Source organism: Mucilaginibacter gotjawali, from assembly GCF_002355435.1.
Taxonomy (GTDB): domain Bacteria; phylum Bacteroidota; class Bacteroidia; order Sphingobacteriales; family Sphingobacteriaceae; genus Mucilaginibacter; species Mucilaginibacter gotjawali.
Genome location: NZ_AP017313.1, coordinates 1512324 through 1529152 on the forward strand (window position 1 = coordinate 1512324; position 16829 = coordinate 1529152).

13 protein-coding genes and 2 pseudogenes are annotated in these 16829 nt (G+C 45.1%); 7 read left to right on the forward strand and 8 right to left on the reverse strand.

The features are described from left to right. Window positions 1–82: 82 nt before the first annotated feature. From thrA to MgSA37_RS07005, 5 genes and pseudogenes are all read right to left on the reverse strand, one after another. Window positions 83–2529 (reverse strand): annotated as a pseudogene (gene thrA, locus MgSA37_RS06985) (bifunctional aspartate kinase/homoserine dehydrogenase I). A 209-nt stretch (window positions 2530–2738) separates the two neighbouring features. Then, complete coding sequence (locus MgSA37_RS06990) at window positions 2739–3536, reverse strand: carbon-nitrogen hydrolase family protein (protein ID WP_096350732.1); 798 nt, start codon at window positions 3534–3536, stop codon at window positions 2739–2741. Window positions 3537–3561: 25 nt separating this feature from the next. After that, on the reverse strand, window positions 3562–4050 hold the full coding sequence (locus tag MgSA37_RS06995) for a TlpA family protein disulfide reductase (protein WP_157750480.1): 489 nt from the start codon (window positions 4048–4050) through the stop codon (window positions 3562–3564). A 43-nt stretch (window positions 4051–4093) separates the two neighbouring features. Further along, window positions 4094–5110, reverse strand: coding sequence for a Gfo/Idh/MocA family oxidoreductase (locus tag MgSA37_RS07000; protein ID WP_096350736.1), 1017 nt, complete (start codon window positions 5108–5110; stop codon window positions 4094–4096). A gap of 88 nt (window positions 5111–5198) precedes the next feature. Then, window positions 5199–7625: a zinc-dependent metalloprotease gene (locus MgSA37_RS07005; RefSeq protein WP_096357316.1), complete on the reverse strand. Its 2427-nt coding sequence runs from the start codon at window positions 7623–7625 to the stop codon at window positions 5199–5201. A 183-nt stretch (window positions 7626–7808) separates the two neighbouring features. On the opposite strand from MgSA37_RS07005, the gene MgSA37_RS07010 reads away from it, so the two are divergent. After that, window positions 7809–8231 (forward strand): response regulator, encoded by a 423-nt coding sequence (locus tag MgSA37_RS07010; protein ID WP_232010797.1) that lies wholly within the window; start codon window positions 7809–7811, stop codon window positions 8229–8231. Here MgSA37_RS07010 and MgSA37_RS07015 read toward each other — a convergent pair. Beyond that, entirely contained in the window at window positions 8228–8998 is a 771-nt protein-coding gene (locus MgSA37_RS07015) for an MBL fold metallo-hydrolase (protein ID WP_096350738.1), read from the reverse strand. The genes MgSA37_RS07010 and MgSA37_RS07015 overlap by 4 nt on opposite strands. 231 nt (window positions 8999–9229) lie before the next feature. Here MgSA37_RS07015 and recJ point away from each other — a divergent pair, with 231 nt between their 5' ends. The 3 genes and pseudogenes from recJ to MgSA37_RS07030 all read left to right on the forward strand — a co-directional run bounded on the left by recJ (window position 9230) and on the right by MgSA37_RS07030 (window position 13291). After that, the gene (recJ, locus tag MgSA37_RS07020; RefSeq protein WP_096350739.1) at window positions 9230–10933 is read left to right on the forward strand and encodes a single-stranded-DNA-specific exonuclease RecJ; all 1704 of its coding nucleotides are present in this window, start codon (window positions 9230–9232) and stop codon (window positions 10931–10933) included. An 88-nt stretch (window positions 10934–11021) separates the two neighbouring features. Then, complete coding sequence (lptB, locus tag MgSA37_RS07025) at window positions 11022–11768, forward strand: LPS export ABC transporter ATP-binding protein (RefSeq protein WP_096350741.1); 747 nt, start codon at window positions 11022–11024, stop codon at window positions 11766–11768. 3 nt (window positions 11769–11771) lie between these two features. Continuing rightward, a pseudogene (locus tag MgSA37_RS07030) lies at window positions 11772–13291 on the forward strand (GH3 auxin-responsive promoter family protein). 107 nt (window positions 13292–13398) lie between these two features. Here the strand turns inward: MgSA37_RS07030 and MgSA37_RS07035 are convergent. After that, window positions 13399–13602 carry a hypothetical protein gene (locus MgSA37_RS07035; protein WP_096350742.1) on the reverse strand — a complete coding sequence of 68 codons (204 nt, stop codon included), beginning with the start codon at window positions 13600–13602 and terminating at the stop codon, window positions 13399–13401. Between the two features lie 207 nt (window positions 13603–13809). On the opposite strand from MgSA37_RS07035, the gene MgSA37_RS07040 reads away from it, so the two are divergent. Continuing rightward, the gene (locus MgSA37_RS07040) at window positions 13810–14220 is read left to right on the forward strand and encodes a hypothetical protein (RefSeq protein WP_096350744.1); all 411 of its coding nucleotides are present in this window, start codon (window positions 13810–13812) and stop codon (window positions 14218–14220) included. Between the two features lie 32 nt (window positions 14221–14252). Continuing rightward, window positions 14253–14654: a hypothetical protein gene (locus MgSA37_RS07045; protein WP_096350746.1), complete on the forward strand. Its 402-nt coding sequence runs from the start codon at window positions 14253–14255 to the stop codon at window positions 14652–14654. 3 nt (window positions 14655–14657) lie between these two features. Here MgSA37_RS07045 and folP read toward each other — a convergent pair whose 3' ends face one another. After that, window positions 14658–15512: a dihydropteroate synthase gene (gene folP, locus MgSA37_RS07050; RefSeq protein WP_096350748.1), complete on the reverse strand. Its 855-nt coding sequence runs from the start codon at window positions 15510–15512 to the stop codon at window positions 14658–14660. A gap of 149 nt (window positions 15513–15661) precedes the next feature. On the opposite strand from folP, the gene MgSA37_RS07055 reads away from it, so the two are divergent. Then, window positions 15662–16825, forward strand: a complete 1164-nt coding sequence (locus MgSA37_RS07055) for a BT_3928 family protein (protein ID WP_096350750.1) — start codon at window positions 15662–15664, stop codon at window positions 16823–16825. Window positions 16826–16829 lie beyond the last annotated feature (4 nt).

A 16829-nucleotide genomic window follows, 5' to 3' on the forward strand; every position in this document is an offset into this window, starting at 1 on the left:
CTCACCCGGTCGTTGCTACGCTCGACCACCCTCTCTTTTGCAGGCAAAAAAGAGGGATAAAGCTATTTATTATTTTTTTTCTTTATGCTCCCACATTTATTAAATCAGCAAATACACCGGCTGCGGTTACTTCAGCGCCTGCACCGGGGCCTTTCACCACCAGCGGGCGTTCCCTGTATCGGTCGGTAGTAAAAGATATAATGTTATCACTACCGGACAGGGTATAAAACGGGTGACTTTCGTCCACCATTTGCAGGGTGATCTCTGCTTTGCCTTCATCCAGTTTGCCGATATAACGCAATACCTTATTCTCTGCAGCGGCTTTTGCCTTCAGGTTGCTGAAGAAAGCATCTTCTGCTTTAAGGGCAGCGTAAAATTCTTCCACGCTTTGAGCCTCCAGGCATGCTTTTGGTAATACGCTTTCAATCTTCACATCCGCTTCCTCCATGGCATAGCCGGCATCACGGGCAAGAATCAGGATCTTGCGCATGAAATCCTTACCGCTCAGGTCGTCGCGCGGGTCAGGTTCGGTATAGCCTTTATCCTGCGCCTCTTTTACCACGTCATGGAAATTGGCATCGCCCTTAAAGTTATTAAAGATAAAAGATATGGTGCCCGACAGGATCGCTTCTATCTTGGCCACCCTGTCGCCGCTGTTCATCAGGTCCTTTAAGGTGCGGATGATCGGCAGGCCTGCGCCTACGTTAGTTTCGTAAAAGAAATCAACGCCGTGGCTGTGCGCGGCATCATGGAAGGTTTTATATTGTTTATATGAAGCCGAATTACCAATCTTGTTGCAGGTAATCACCGAGATATTGGCTTTAAATACTTCTTCGTAATATTCTACAGGTTTTGGGCTGGCGGTATTGTCAATAAACACACAGTTGGGCAGGTTCATGCTTTTCATTTTGGCAACAAACTCAGCCAGGTCGGCCGGGTGCATGGACGCCTCCAGTTCAGCCTGCCAGTTATCCAGTGAAACCCCATCGCTGTTAAACACCATTTTACGGGTATTGCTGATGCCGGCAATTTTAACCTGTATGCCATTATGTTCCTGCAAATAAGCACTGTGCGCATTCAATTGCTTAAACAGGGTTTGGCCGATATTGCCGGTACCCAGGCAAAAGGCATGCAGGGTTTTGGTGAGCTGGGTAAAAAAGCCGTCGTGCACTGCATTCAGGGCTTTTGCCAGGTCGTTTGCGGAGATAATTACCGAGATATTGTATTCTGATGATCCCTGCGCAATCGCCCTAACATTGATACCGTTACGGCCAAGGGCATGGAACAATTTGCCGGATACCCCCGGGGTTTGCTTCATGTTTTCGCCAACGATGGCTATGATGGCCAGGTTTTGTTCAATAACCACATGCTCCAGCTTTTTGGCTACCAGTTCCAGTTCAAATTCCTGCTCTATTAAATGGCGTGCGCGTTCAGTATCGCCCGGCTGCACGGCGAAGGTAATGCTATGTTCGGAGGAGGATTGGGTGATGAGGATGACATTAATCTGCTCCCTCGCCAGTAAAGAAAATAACCTGCCGCTAAAGCCCGATTTACCCACCATGCCGCTGCCTTCCAAATTCAGGATGCTGATATTGTTGATAGAGGAAATACCTTTTATAGGCAGGTTGGAAGGTTTGCAATCATGGCGGATAACGGTCCCTTCAAAGTCAACATCAAAAGTATTTTTGATCACGATTGGAATTTTTTCATAAAGGCCGGGATCATGGTAGGGGGGTAGATCACCTTGGCCCCGAAGTAGGAAAGTTCCATCGCTTCGGTGTAAGTCAGTTCCGGTAAGGAGAAAGCTTTGGTTACCATACGCGGATCAGCGGTCATCATGCCGTTCACGTCTGTCCAGATCTGGATCTCTTCCGCATTTAACGCTGCGCCGAGTATGGCTGCGGTATAATCGCTGCCGCCACGGCCCAGGGTAGTGATTTGCCCGGCGTCGTTGGCAGATATGAACCCGGTAACAAATATCAGTTTGCTGCTGTTCTCCTGGTAAAAGCCACGAACCAGCAGGTCGGTTAACTCCATATTTACTTTTGCCTGCCCGAAGGAGCTGTCGGTTTTGATGAACTCCGTAGCCTCAACGCTGATAGCGCCGGGGAAACGTTGTGCGGCGATCTTGCCGATCATAAAGGTGGAACAGCGCTCGCCGAAGCTGAGCACCATATCGCGGGTTTTAGGGGTAAGCTCCCGTAAGGTGAGGATGCCCTGCAGCAGGTCTTCCAGCTGGTTAAATAATATTTTAAGACGGGTAAATGCCGGGTTTTGGTTTTGGATGTCGAGCAAGCTCTTTATTACGTCAAAATGGCGTTTTTCCAGTTCGGCTAATTGGGCCGTAAAATCTTTTCCTTCAGCAGCGCCTTCGGCCATAGCTACCAGCAGGTTGGTTACTCCGCTCATGGCGGATAAAACCACTACCGGTTTTTGTTTATTTTTAATCTCACCCTCCAGGATATTTAACAGGGTTTGGATACTTTGCACTGAGCCTACGGAAGTACCGCCGAATTTTAAAATCTTCATTATTACGTAAATATTAAACAAAAACGCCTTCCTCTTTTGGAGGAAGGCGCTCATTTGGTTTTTTATGTTTTTACACCATACGACTATCTTCCTCCGTGTTTTACCCCGGTGGTTGTGATTGTTGTTATAATGGTGTTGTTACTGGTCATATTATCGGCTGTAAAGTAAGCGGAATATTTTTGATTATGCAAATGGTATTTTTTTATTTTTTAATACCCGCCATACAATTCCGGTTTAAACCTCCTGGCCAGGAGCCCCGTCGCCAGTTCTGGATTTATCTCCTCAACAAAAACACCCGGCTCACCATAAGGCTGATAAGCGATGCATGTTCCGTCCGGGCCTATCAGGGAACTTGCTGATTCAGGGTAACGCATCCCATAGTTGGAGCTGGCAAAATAGATGGTGTTTTCCAAAGCCCGCATCATCATTGCTTTTTCATAGTAGGGGTTGTTTTTGTTGCCCCATTCAGTCAGTTCTTCATCAACATTGCTATCGCTTCCCGAACAATGCGGGTGAAATACGATTTTGGCGTCGTTCCGGGCCGCCCATCTTACCGATTCGGGGTACCTGAACCCTTCGTGGCAAATGGTAATGCCGAATTTTACGCCATCTATTTCAAAAATGCTGCGTTCTGTACCGGGTACCCATATCTTGTCTTCAGAAGGGTCCAGTTGGTTTTTGGTTTGATAGCCCAGTATTTCACCCGATTTGGAGATTACATGCGCTAAGTTGAACTTGCCCTTTGATGAGTGCCAATCCATGGGCAATATAATGGCGATATTATTTTCAGATGCTATTCTGCCGGCTTTATCCAATGCTGCCTGCATATTTTCGGGCGAAGCAACTTCAATGTCAAATTCTTCTAACGGATAACCGGGAATATATGATTCAGGGAAACAAATGATATCCGCCTGCTGTGCAGCTGCTTTTTTTACCAGTTGCTCCAAATTGGTTAATCCATCTTCAATGGACTTTGGAAATGGGGGCGATGCTACTGCTACTTTCATAGTGTTGGCTTGACGGGGCGGTCTGTCAGAGTTTTTTTACTTCACCTGTTAAATCATCCACTGTTGGCGCCTTTTCCCACGATTTTACCAGTTTTTTATTTTTATCGTAAAGGGCAGTAAACGGTGTGGTGTGCACATCGTAAAAACGTTGTACCACCATCGAGTAACCTTCAGTGCCGACAGTAAAATTCGGATATTTTTTCAGGTCAAAATCCCTCACAAAATTACGGATGGCCTGGATCTGCTGCACAAAAGTGATCATGATGACCTGCGTGTTTTTAAAGTCCTTCATTTTGGGCTTCAATTCGTACATCAAATGCTGGCAATGGCTGCAATCCGGCGAAAAATAGATGATCAATACCGGCTTATCCTTTTTTAAATTGGTGGGCGTTACATATACGCTGTCGGTAGTTAATATATGGTAAGATGGAATGTTGGTTGGGATAGCTTTGTTTTGCGCTGAGCTGCAACCCGCAGCTATGATCATTCCAAAAAATAAAAGTAATTTTTTCATAAAATTCATTTGCAGGTCATTGTGCCACATAGTTACGATTTTTTTACGCTTCGAGCAATTCTAATTGCCAGGCTATATGTTCTTCAGTTATGGGATATAACGCATTTTGACGGATGGTATGGTGCACCGCGTCAAATAAACCATTGTAGTGTCCTTTTGGTGCTTTTAGCCATTCAACGTTTGGTTTATTATTTAAATCCATCAGCACCAGCTTTCCTTCGCTGCCTTCCGGCTCAATGCCGTAGGCAGGGTCGGTTGGCAGCATCCCGCCATCCAGTTGGGCTTCCTGTACATCGCACCTGTCTTTTACAAAGCTACCCAATGTGCCGTGCACGGCAAAGCCGGGCAATACTTCGGCGATCAGCAGTCCCGCGGTGATAAATACATTCAGTTGGTTGGGATAGGTAAAATGATAGGTAAAATAATCGGGTACTTCCGAGCCTTCCCGGTATATGCCTGTCGTTTTAGTGAAACTTAGCGGCTTGCCAAACAGGCAGATCACGTTATCGATCAGGTGCGGCCCAAGGTCGTAAACCAGCCCCGCGCCTGGTGTAGAGGCCGTTTCTTTAAATATTTTAGGGCTAAGGGCGCGTTTGTACCGGTCCATCCTGAAATAAACCTCTATCAGCTGGCCAAGCCGCCCGCTTTCAATCACCTCTTTTGCCTGTAAAAATCCACTGTCCCACCTGCGGTTCTGGTAAACCAATAAATGCAGGTTCAGCTTTTTAGCCAGGTCGAACATGGTTTTTACATCGGCGCCATTTGTAGCAGCCGGTTTTTCGAGCAATACATGTTTGCCGGCATTCAGGGCTTTTATGGTGAGCTCAAAATGGGTATTGCCCGGCGTATTCACAATCACCAGCTCAATTTCCTCATCGGCCAGCAATTCATCAACGGAATTATAGCTGATCACGTCCGGGTACCTTAAGCCGGCTTTTTTCTCGTGCCGCTCCACCACCGCTTTAAATTTAAAGCCGGGGTTAGTGGTTAAAAATGGCGCCTGGAATATTCTGCCCGACATTCCGTAGGCCATCAGGCCGGTAACAATTGGTGTTGACATCGTTTATTTTTATTGCGGCGTAAATATGCACATTGCCCTTTAATAATTTACACTTATGCTTATTTTCTAATTCCAGGTACCGGCGCGCTTAATCGCCTATCGGGCTTCCGTCAGGCATAATTAACACAGGTGCCGGTTTAAATTGGTCAGGGTTTTTATTAAAGGCTTCAATTTGCGACAGGCCAAATAATAGGCTTGCCTTCTCTTCGCCCGGGGCAATGTTTAGCCTTACCTGCATCCATTTTTTCAGGCCGTCTATCTCCATTAATGCAATTCCCCGCACGCTTTCGGCTGCCTGCGGGTCCGCAGTAAGGGTAAGCAACTGTTTCAATACCAGCCCGTTTACCAGCCTTTGCAGTTCACCTTTGTAGCCCGCCTGCTGCGGCGCTTTCCATGTTTGGGCAACCAGTTTGTCAATAACGGGTATCAGGCCAGGTTGCGTATTGTCTCTTGATTTATATTCAACCAGGCGTTCGGCCCGCTGGGGGTTAAGCATAAATTCAATGGTGGTGCCCGCCGCCGATTCAGCCGCCGCCATAGGGTCGAAGGTAAGCCCTGTACGCGATTTGAATAATTCACGTGTACGCGGATAACCATCTGGCCTTGGCGGAATTTTTTCAATAAGCTTTTCAGGCAAGGCCAAAGCATCAGGACTCAGGGTCGACATCAACGCCCCAAAGGCCTTCCATTGCTCAGCAGGCGCAATCAGTTTGGTTACTGTTTGTCCGTCATTTTTAATAGCATAGGTGTAATACAAACCTCCCAGCATTTTTGACGCGGCTTCCACCTGGTAGCGGTGCAAAAGATATACCGGTACCAAAACTTCTTCCAGCATAGCCATTGGCGCGCCGGGCCTTATCGCCTTTTCCGAGAAATTATCCAGCAAATGTTTGCGGATCAGCATTAGCCTGTTCAGCTCATCGGCGGCATTAACGCCGTTATCCCACAGGTGAGCTTGTGGGTGTGCACCATCGGCCGGGCGGGCGTCTTCATCGGTAATGTACAAATAACCTTGTTTCAGTGTTTCGCTGATGATGTCTTTCAACGCTTTATCCTCGTTCGTTCCAGGCGCAAAATCCTGGTATCCGTACAGGATAACACGCTTATCCCAGCCGCCAATCCCCGTGGCATATGCTTTTGAAAGGTCGACGGTTCCGTCAGCTTTTAAACTGAATAATGGTGATGGATAGTCCATAACCGACGACCTGTTATTTACGCTTGCCGCAAAATTGTGCTGCAGACCCAGGGTGTGGCCAACCTCATGTGCGGCAAGCTGGCGCAGGCGTGCAAATACGATATGCATTAAGGTAGTGTCAATCGGTTTTCCGTCTTCATAGGGTTGTAATAAACCTTCCGCAATTAAAAAGTCCTGCCTGTCGCGTAGCGAACCCAATGATACCTGGCCTTTAATGATCTCGCCGGTGCGGGGATCCGTTATGGATTCGCCGTATGACCATCCCCGTGTGGAGCGGTGGATCCATTGGATAATATTATACCGGATATCCATCGGGTCAACGGTATCCGGTAAAATTTCTACGCGAAAAGCGTTTTTATACCCTGCGGCTTCAAAAGCCTGGTTCCACCATGAGGCTCCCTGCCTTAGCGCATCTTTCACCAATGGCGGTGCTCCCGGGTCAATATAATATACAATGGGTTTTTTGGGCTCACTCATTTCGGCCGCCGGGTCTTTTTTTTCCAGCCGGTGGCGGGTAGCCAGGTGTTTTACGATAGGTTCATCAATCGGTGTTGCAAAATCCATGTAGCTTACATCATAAAGCCCGGAACGAGGGTCGAACCTGCGCGGTTTGTAATTGCTGTCAGGCAGCTGTATAAATGAATGGTGCATCCTTACCGTTATAGCGTCCGCGTCGGGGGTAACCGACCGGATCTCCCTGGCATTGGGTTTGGCTTTCCCGGTGAGCGTGATGATGGCTTCAAATTCCGAATTCAGCGGGAAGTTTTTTGTATCCGGCAGGTAGATAGCCGACCTTGAGTCCTCAACTTTATAATCTCCCTGATCGGCGCCGGCCAGTTTATCCGCAAGGTGATGCCCATCTCTCAACAAAAATGGGGTAAAATTAACCAAAACTTTGTCGTTTTCTTCAGCTTCTATTTTAAATCCCCATAAAACTGATTGCGCAAACGCTTCCTCAACTGATTTTCGTTCGTTTGTATTTTGGCTTATTGCCCTATAGTCGTAATTGGGCTGGATCAGGAGCACCTTATGCCCGCTTTTTATAAATTTAACAACCCGGTTTCCACCAATCTGGCCGCGGTCTAAACCCAGGTCATTTGAGCCGACACCGGCCGGTAAAGAGTTTATATATAAAAATTCCGTGTTAAATTTATCTACCTCTAATAAGATCCTGCCATTTTTTTCGTCCCAGTAAAAATTAAAATACCCCCTGTAGGGTTTAAGATTTTGCGTTGCCGAGTCTATTTTGCCCGGTTTTTGCCCTTTGACATATAAAATAGTGCTAAAAATGAACAATAGGACCAGTGGTATTTTTTTCACGATTAAGGTTTTGAAATAAGAAACTAAAATATTACTTTTATTTATATTAACCAATATTTAATAGGATGGTAACAAATCCACAAACCCGCCTCCAGTTAAAATGCCCCTGGAAGATTTTAATTATTTTTAAAAAGATTTAAACTTTTTAATTTCCCGTTGCGTATAAAGCAACATAAATACTGTATGATGAACTATAATAGCAGACCCGTTAGCGTGTTACTGGTTGATGATGACGAAATAAACAACTTCATCTCCATTAAATTAATAAAAAAGGCTTTATTAAACACTGAGATAATGGCTTGCCTTAACGGTAAATTCGCTATTGATCAGTTGGTTGAGATCCAGCGGAATGATCCGGCTAAATTGCCCGATTATATCCTGCTGGATATAAACATGCCCATTATGAACGGGTGGGAGTTTTTGGACGAATATAAACGGCTGAATATCGATCCGCTGGGTAAAACCAAAATATTTATCATTTCATCTTCTGTATTCAGCAACGATATCAACAAAGCAAGGTCATACCCGCTGGTAAAGGATTTTATCTCAAAACCGCTTAATGTTGATAAAATAGTTGAACTTTTTAAAGTTGAGGACCCGGCTTAAGCAGGATCAACCTTAAAATGATCATCAAAATAGCTTACTTTTCCAACCGGCAACGATTTGGCGTGATAAAACAGGCAGGTCCAGCCTTCTTCAGCGGCAATTTTTCCGTATTCTTCGCGTAATTGCATTGCCTTGCGGCCATCGTAGTCATATTTTGCAATAAATTTCCTGATCAGCTGCTCCGGTTCTGGTAGTTCATCGCCCCCAAAAAAGCATTTCTCGCCTTCGCTCTCCAGCCAGAAAACCTGGTGAAAAGGGGAGTGCCCGCCAGATAATTCATACCGGATGCCCGGCTGCAACATACCCGTACCTTCAACAAATTCAAGTTCAACCTTACCATTCAGCGCTTCAAAAATTTCTTTATGGTAGGATGATGATTTACCAGCCATAGCTGTTTCCCATTCCTGTTTTTGTATGACATGCCTGGCCTTCGGAAAACTGGGCTGCAGTTTGCCATTACGCTCAACCACAAGCCCGCCAGAGTGATCATAATGCAGGTGCGTCATCAGCACCAGCGTAACCTCATCAGGGTTATATCCCGCGTTCATAATATGCTGGTGGATGTTTAATTCATCCCGGGTATCTTTATAACCAAGGCCGGTATCCAATACAATCAGTTCATCCGCTGTTTCAACCAGGAAAGGGTTTACATGGATAAAAAGAGAGGCTGGCCGGTCGCGGTAATTATCAATTTCGGGGTTAAAAGGGATAAACTTTTTGGTAGCATCTACTGAATAAGAGCCTTCGCATAGCGCATGTATTTTCATTGATATTTGTATCCTTAAATAAAATAATGGTTGATTTTGAATGTCGAATATCGAACTCCGGATGTAGAATGTCGAAATGGAAAGAAATTTAGATCACTTCAAAAATCGTTATTCAACATTCGGTGTTCGATATTGTAATGCAGTTCTTCATCATTTTGCGAAAAACCACTCACTGTTCACCACTCACTATTCACTAATTTTCCTCTATATTTACTGTTTTTTAGCAAAGATATGAATAAACGCTGGGCATTACGGGATATCGCGGATCATGAGGAAGTAAAATCCTTAGCCGGCGCCCTCAATATCGACCCGGTGTTAAGCGCCCTGCTCATCAGCAGGGGCATAAAAACGTTTGAAGATGCCCGGCTTTTCTTCAGGCCCGACCTGCGGCTCCTGCACGATCCGTTCCTGATGGAGGATATGGAAAAAGCGGTTTTACGGATAGAAGAAGCAATTTCACGCGGAGAAAAGATCCTGGTTTTTGGCGATTATGATGTTGACGGAACAACGGCCGTGTCGGTTGTTTACAGTTTCTTCAAAAAACGCTATAACAACCTCGAATATTATATCCCCGACCGATACCTGGAAGGCTATGGCATTTCGTTTAAAGGGATAGATTACGCCGCCGAAAATGGTTTTACATTGATTGTAGCGCTTGATTGCGGTATAAAATCTGTTGATAAGATCGCCTATGCAAATGAAAGAAGTATTGATTTTATCATCTGCGACCATCACCTGCCGGGAGATCAGCTGCCTGAAGCCGTTGCCATACTCGATCCCAAACGGCCCGATTGCGCATATCCTTATAAGGAACTCTCCGGATGCGGCATTGGCTTTAAACTGGTACAGGCTTATGCCGAAAAAAATGAAATCCCTTTAGAGGAGGTTACGTGTTATCTCGACCTGGTTGCCATCAGCATTGCCTGCGATATTGTACATATTACCGGCGAGAACCGGATTCTGGCCCACCTGGGTCTTCAAAAAATCAATACTGACCCATCCATTGGCGTTAAAACTTTAATGGAAGTTGCCGGAAGGGGCACTTACTATACTATTTCGGATGTGGTTTTCCTGCTGGGGCCGCGCATTAATGCCGCAGGACGGATTGACGATGCCAAACACGCTGTCGAACTGCTGATTACTACTGATGTGGAAGTGGCTAAAGAAAAAAGCCTGCTTATCAATGTAAAAAATACCGAACGCAAGGGGCACGACCTTTCTATTACCGATGAGGCGTTGAGCATTATTGATAGCAATGAGGAATTGATCAACCGCAACTCAACCGTAGTTTTTAACGAACATTGGCACAAAGGCGTTATCGGTATCGTCGCCTCGCGCTTAACCGAAAAGTATTACCGGCCCACCATCGTGTTAACCCGTTCAAACGGTCATGTGGCAGGCTCTGCACGTTCGGTAATAGGCTTTGACCTGTATGAGGCGCTTTGCGGCTGCAGCGACCTGCTGATCCAGTTTGGCGGGCACAAATTTGCCGCCGGCCTTACCATGCATCCCGAAAATGTAGAAGCTTTTGCCGCCCGTTTTGAAGAGGTAGTAAGCGCCACCATAAAACCTGAACAATTGATCCAGCAGATCTCTATAGATGCAGAATTGCATTTGAGCCAGATAGAACCGAAATTCTTCAGATTATTAAATATGTTTGCACCTTTCGGGCCCGAAAATATGGCGCCGGTTTTCCTGAGCAAAAATGTGTATGTTAGCGGGGTAGCCGGCCTGGTGGGCGAAAGTCATGTAAAGATGACCGTGATCCAGAAAGGCTCGCCGGGCTTTGAAAGTATAGCCTTCGGACAGGGCGAACACCTGCCCAAATTGAAAAAAGATGTCCCTTTTGATATTTGTTATACCATTGAGGAAAATATCTGGCGGGAAAAACGTTCTATACAATTAAATATAAAAGGGATTCGATTTACGAGTTAAGATTTTAGATTTACGATTTCTTCAAACCGGAGGAATTTTAATCATCAATCAAATCGTAATTCGTACTTCGTAAATCGTAAATAAAAAAATGATTCTTCGGGCAGATAATTTATTAAAGAAATACAAACAGCGTACGGTTGTTAACGATGTATCGTTTGATGTGGCGCAGGGCGAGATCGTAGGTTTACTTGGGCCAAATGGGGCGGGTAAAACAACATCCTTTTATATGATCGTAGGTTTGATAAAGCCAAACGAGGGCCAGATATTTTTGGATGATGAAAATATCACCAATGATCCGATGTACCGCCGCGCCCAAAAAGGCATCGGGTACCTGGCGCAGGAAGCATCCGTTTTCCGGAAACTTTCTGTGGAGGATAATATAAAAGCGGTATTGGAAATGGGCGACATGAGCAAAGAGCGCCAAAAGGAAAAGCTGGAAGAGCTGATCGATGAATTCAGTTTGCACAAAGTGCGCCGCAACCGTGGCGACCTGCTGTCAGGCGGGGAACGCCGCCGTACCGAAATTGCGAGGGCGCTGGCAGCCGAGCCGAATTTTATTTTGCTCGACGAACCCTTTGCCGGCGTTGATCCGATTGCGGTGGAGGAGATCCAATATATGGTTGCTAAATTAAAAACCCGTAATATCGGGATCCTGATCACCGATCACAATGTGCAGGAAACCCTTTCAATAACCGACAGGGCCTACTTGCTTTTTGAAGGAAAAATACTGGAATCAGGGGTGCCCGAAGTGCTGGCAGCAAACGAAATGGTGCGCAAGGTTTACCTGGGCGCCAACTTTGTGCTGAAAAGAAAAACGTTCGATCACGTAAAATAACCTATGGAAATTTTTAACTCCGTATTTACCTGGTTCATGAAAAAGCGTATTCACCAGATAGAGCTTTTTATGAAATATCCCAATGAAGTACAGGAGGAATGGTTTGAGCAATTGATCTGCGGCGCCGAAAATACCGAATGGGGTAAAAAGTACGGCTATAAAAGTATCCTCACCCTGCATGATTTTAAAGAGCGCGTACCTATACAAACCTACGATACGCTGAAACCCTACATTGAACGGATGCTGAAGGGGGAACAAAATGTTTTATGGCCTTCAGAGATCAGGTGGTTTGCCAAATCATCAGGCACCACCAGCGACAGGAGCAAGTTCATCCCGGTAAGCGAAGAAGCGCTGGAGGAATGCCATTTTAAAGGCGGTAAAGACCTGCTGACCATCTATTTCAATAACCAACCCAATTCAAGAATGTTTACCGGCAAGATCCTTACCCTTGGAGGAAGCTTCCAGGTAAGCGAGCTGAATGCTGATACTTCTTTTGGTGATCTGAGCGCCGTGCTGATGAAAAATCTCCCGCTCTGGGCCGAACTTCACCGGACACCCGATATGGATATAGCATTGCTGGAGGATTTTGAGGAAAAGATTGAGAAAATGGCACATGCAACTATCGGGGTGAATGTAACAAGCCTGAGCGGCGTACCTACCTGGAATATTTTGCTGTTTAAAAGAATATTGGAAATAACCGGCAAAAAAACCTGTTGGAAGTATGGCCCAACCTTGAAATGTATTTCCATGGCGCGGTAAATTTTACCCCATACCGCGAGCAGTTTAAAAAGCTGATCCCGAACGATGACATGTATTACCTGGAGAACTACAATGCTTCCGAAGGGTTTTTTGGCATCCAGGATACCCGCGAGCCCGGTGAAATGCTGCTGATGCTGGATTACGGTATTTTTTACGAGTTTTTGCCTTTGGAGGATCTCCATAAAGAAAATCCAAACACGCTGACGCTGGATGAAGTAGAGCTGGATAAGAATTACGCCCTCATCATCAGCACCAATGCCGGCCTTTGGCGGTATATGATCGGCGATACGGTCAGGTTTACCTCGAAGTTTCCGTTCCGGATCCAGGTTACCGGGCGTACCAAACATTTTATCAATGCCTTTGGTGAAGAATTAATTGTCGATAATGCCGAGCGGGCGTTGGACGAAGCCTGCCAGCAAACCGGCGCTGTCATTCGTGAATATACTGCCGCCCCGGTTTATTTTAACGGCGACGAAAGCGGCGCCCACGAGTGGATCATCGAATTTGAAAAAAAGCCGGCTGAGTTTGAGCGATTTGTAGATCTGCTGGACGAAACCCTTCGCCGGATAAATTCAGACTATGATGCCAAACGCTTTAAAGATATGGCCCTGCGCCGACCCATTGTGCGTAAAGCGCCTGAAGGTACCTTCTTTAACTGGATGAAAGAACGGGGTAAAATTGGCGGACAGCATAAAGTTCCGCGCCTGGCCAATAACCGTGAATATGTGGATGCTATTTTCAAGATGATGGAGTTGGTGGGGTAAGATTAGTCCGGAAGTCAGTAAAGTCCGGAAGTCCGAAAAAGCTGCAACTGACGTTTCGGCAAAAATAGCTTAAGTTATATAGATCATCGCGCTAGATTGCTCAGGTACTAAGCCCCCTTTTTCAATTCCATAGCTTTTTTACTTATTTGGTTGATATCCATGTTCTCAAATAAATTTCTTTGCCACGTTGTGTAATCAAAGGGGTCCCTGTTGAGCAAAGTAATAAAACGTTCGGCATCTACCTCCCCCAGCGCATCCAATAAAGCGCCTAATCCTTTCTGCTTTACCTCGGTATCTGTTATGGTTGTCATAATTCAGCAATTGTCAAGATATATCCGCATAAATCAAAAATAATAAAAATACAACCGACTTTATAAGAAACGGTAATCGAAAACTTTTGATAAGGGTGTAACCGGATAAATTTATCTGACAATAATCTCAATTTAAGCGATCTGAATTTTTATCCTTACTTGTCGCATTTTCCATTTTTCCATCGTAATCAATAAAAAAACCTGGTTATGAAAGCTTCTATTTTTGTTGCGGTTGTTGTCCTGTTCCTGTTTTCCTGTAAAAAAAAGAACAGCCCCGTACCCCTTAGCAGCGGCTTGTTTGGCAGCTGGGAAGTACGCCGTGTTTACAATGGAAATATCCTACCTGCAGATTCGATCTATAAGCCGGGTAACGGAAATATCGTGCGACTGAACGCCGACAGTACGTATGTTAAATACATCCAGCACAAATATTCTTCAAAAGGCGTTTACCACACACGGATAAATCTGATGTCGATGCTTGCAATGAACAACGAGCGGTTATATTTTGATAACGATACCTCCTTCAACTACATGGTATTGGTAAACGGAGACCTGATGACGCTGAAACCATTATTCCCGGATATACCGACGACAGATTATCAAAAGATACCGAACTAAATTATAAGCCATAAACTTAAATTAAGGAAGAGATGAAAATATTTACACTTGTTGCTGTAATTGCCAGTTGCTTGCTGGCCTGCACAAAGCCCCAGCCACTATCGCCCTATTTATTTGGTAAATGGGAGGTGCGGAAAACTTACGGCGGGTTTATTATTCCCCCGGATTCTACCTATAAACCGGGTAACGGCAATGTTATGCAGTTTAACGGAGATAGTACATACAGCCATTTTAATCAAAATGTGCTGGTTTCAAAAGGAGTTTTCCATATCCGTACAGGCGCATTTAAAAACGGGACGACCGTTTACGACGAAATTTATTTTGGCAGCGATTCTTCTGCACGGTCGCTGATCATTTTAAGCGGCGATATCCTTACCCTAAAACCTTTGATCCCTGATATCAGTACAACCGATTATCAGAAAATAGGGGATTGAGGTTTATCGCTCGCACGCTGTGAAAATCTTTACGGCCTCTACCGCTTCCTTTACATCATGAACGCGAAGGATATTTGCGCCTTTGGTAAGGGCAATGGTATTCAACGCAGTTGTACCGTTAAGTGATTCTTCAGGAGTAATGCCTAACAGGTGATGGATCATTCTTTTACGGGATACTCCTGCCAGTATAGGGAGTTGCAGCCGGCTAAATTCCTCCAGCCGGCTCATCAGGGCATAGCTTTGGTGCTGTTTTTTGGCAAAGCCAAAGCCGGGATCGATGATTACGTCATGCACCCCCATTTGTTTTAATTGATAATATTTTGATGCAAAATAATCGTAAACTTCGGCGAAAACATCTTCGTAATCCGTTTTTTGAGCCATATTTTGGGGTGTGCCTTTCATGTGCATCAAAATATAGGGGACCTGCAGGCGTGCTACGGTAGCAAACATATCTTCATCCAACTGCCCGCCGGAGATATCATTGATGATGTGCCCGCCTGCATTTATTGCAGCCTCAGCAACTTTGGATCGAAAGGTATCTATGGATAATATGGCTTCGGGGTATTCACTCCTTATGGCTTCTACAACAGGCAGCAACCTGTCCGTTTCTTCCTGGATAGAAATGTCCACAGCGCCGGGGCGTGAGGAATAGGCCCCCAGGTCTAAAAAAGTGGCGCCTTCCGCCAGCATTTTGCCTGCCTGCCATACAGCCTCTTCTACGCCGGGTTTCCGGCTGCCCGCAAAAAAAGAGTCGGGCGTAAGGTTAATGATGCCCATAACCTTCGGGCTGCTCAAATCAATTAAATAGCCCCCGGCATTCAGCGTCTCCTTTTTCCGAAAAAATGTATCTTTAGCCATTCGCAATTGTTAAAAAGGTTGTAATGTTGTAAAGTTGCAATGTTATTTTTAATCAAAAGGTTTTTAATTGAGATTTTACATTTTTTGCAATCTGAAAAAATCCAAACCTTACAACTTTCCAACCTTGCAACTTTACAACGCTTAACAAAATGACTAATACTAAAACAACACCATGGTGGATATGGGCATGCAGAATATTTGTTGGCGTGCTGTTTATTTTCTCGGGCCTGGTAAAAATTAATGATCCGCTGGGCTTCTCGTATAAACTGGAAGAATATTTCGACGTACTGCACCTCACCTTTTTTACGCCTTTTTCGCTTTATATTGCCATTATCCTGTGCTCGCTGGAGATTATATTAGGTTTTGGGCTGCTTATTGGCGCACGTTCGGCAAATGTTGCCTGGGGATTGCTGCTGCTGACGATTTTCTTTGGCTTTTTAACTTTTTATTCGGCCTATTTTAAAGTGGTGCAAACCTGCGGTTGTTTTGGGGATGCTATCCCGTTAACGCCGTGGCAGTCTTTCAGTAAGGATATGTTTTTGCTGCTGCTGGTGATTGTCCTTTTTAAAAACCGTAAAAAGATAAAACCGTTTGCTTCAAAAAAAGCAGGGGATCAATTATTAATAGGCGCAACTGTAATAGCTGTAGGGTTGGGTGTGTATACCTATAACTTTTTGCCGGTGATCGATTTCCTGGCGTATAAAGTTGGCGCCAATATTCCGGATGAAATGAAAACTCCTCCTGGCGCCAAGCCTGATGAGTATGAGCAAACTTATACCCTGAAAAATAAAAAAACAGGTGCAACTAAGGTGATGAACAACACCGAATACATGAGCAGCAATATCTGGAAAGATAACGACTGGTCGGTTGTGGGTACGCCGGAAAGCCGGTTGGTAAAAAAAGGTTTTAGCCCAAAAATCCAGGACCTTACCATCAGCGATGCCCAGGGAACTGATTACACCAAAGAACTGTTAACCAATCCTTACCTCAATATGGTAATTGTAGCCTATGATCTGCGCCATACGGATGCTGATGCACTGGCTCGGTTAAATGCGACTGCCATCAACCTGCAAAACGATTACCATACGCGTACCGTGATGCTTACCTCAAACTCCGCGCAATATTCGGAGGCATTCAGCAAACAGCACCACCTGGCTTTTGAAATTTTTTATGCTGATGAGGTGCCCCTAAAAACGATGGTGAGGGCTAACCCGGGCATATTTTTATTAAAAAATGGAACCATCATCAACAAATGGCACTACCATTCCATGCCTAATTATGATGTGCTGGTAAAAGACTATTTTCAGCAATAATTTA

Coding starts and splice junctions, on each gene's coding strand:
- MgSA37_RS07010 (WP_232010797.1), top strand. CDS start 7,809: ATGATGAACTATAATAGCAGACCCGTTAGCGTGTTACTGGTTGATGAT.
- MgSA37_RS07000 (WP_096350736.1), bottom strand. CDS start 5,110: ATGTCAACACCAATTGTTACCGGCCTGATGGCCTACGGAATGTCGGGC.
- MgSA37_RS07055 (WP_096350750.1), top strand. CDS start 15,662: ATGACTAATACTAAAACAACACCATGGTGGATATGGGCATGCAGAATA.
- MgSA37_RS07035 (WP_096350742.1), bottom strand. CDS start 13,602: ATGACAACCATAACAGATACCGAGGTAAAGCAGAAAGGATTAGGCGCT.
- MgSA37_RS06995 (WP_157750480.1), bottom strand. CDS start 4,050: ATGAAAAAATTACTTTTATTTTTTGGAATGATCATAGCTGCGGGTTGC.
- lptB (WP_096350741.1), top strand. CDS start 11,022: ATGATTCTTCGGGCAGATAATTTATTAAAGAAATACAAACAGCGTACG.
- MgSA37_RS06990 (WP_096350732.1), bottom strand. CDS start 3,536: ATGAAAGTAGCAGTAGCATCGCCCCCATTTCCAAAGTCCATTGAAGAT.
- folP (WP_096350748.1), bottom strand. CDS start 15,512: ATGGCTAAAGATACATTTTTTCGGAAAAAGGAGACGCTGAATGCCGGG.
- recJ (WP_096350739.1), top strand. CDS start 9,230: ATGAATAAACGCTGGGCATTACGGGATATCGCGGATCATGAGGAAGTA.
- MgSA37_RS07045 (WP_096350746.1), top strand. CDS start 14,253: ATGAAAATATTTACACTTGTTGCTGTAATTGCCAGTTGCTTGCTGGCC.
- MgSA37_RS07040 (WP_096350744.1), top strand. CDS start 13,810: ATGAAAGCTTCTATTTTTGTTGCGGTTGTTGTCCTGTTCCTGTTTTCC.
- MgSA37_RS07015 (WP_096350738.1), bottom strand. CDS start 8,998: ATGAAAATACATGCGCTATGCGAAGGCTCTTATTCAGTAGATGCTACC.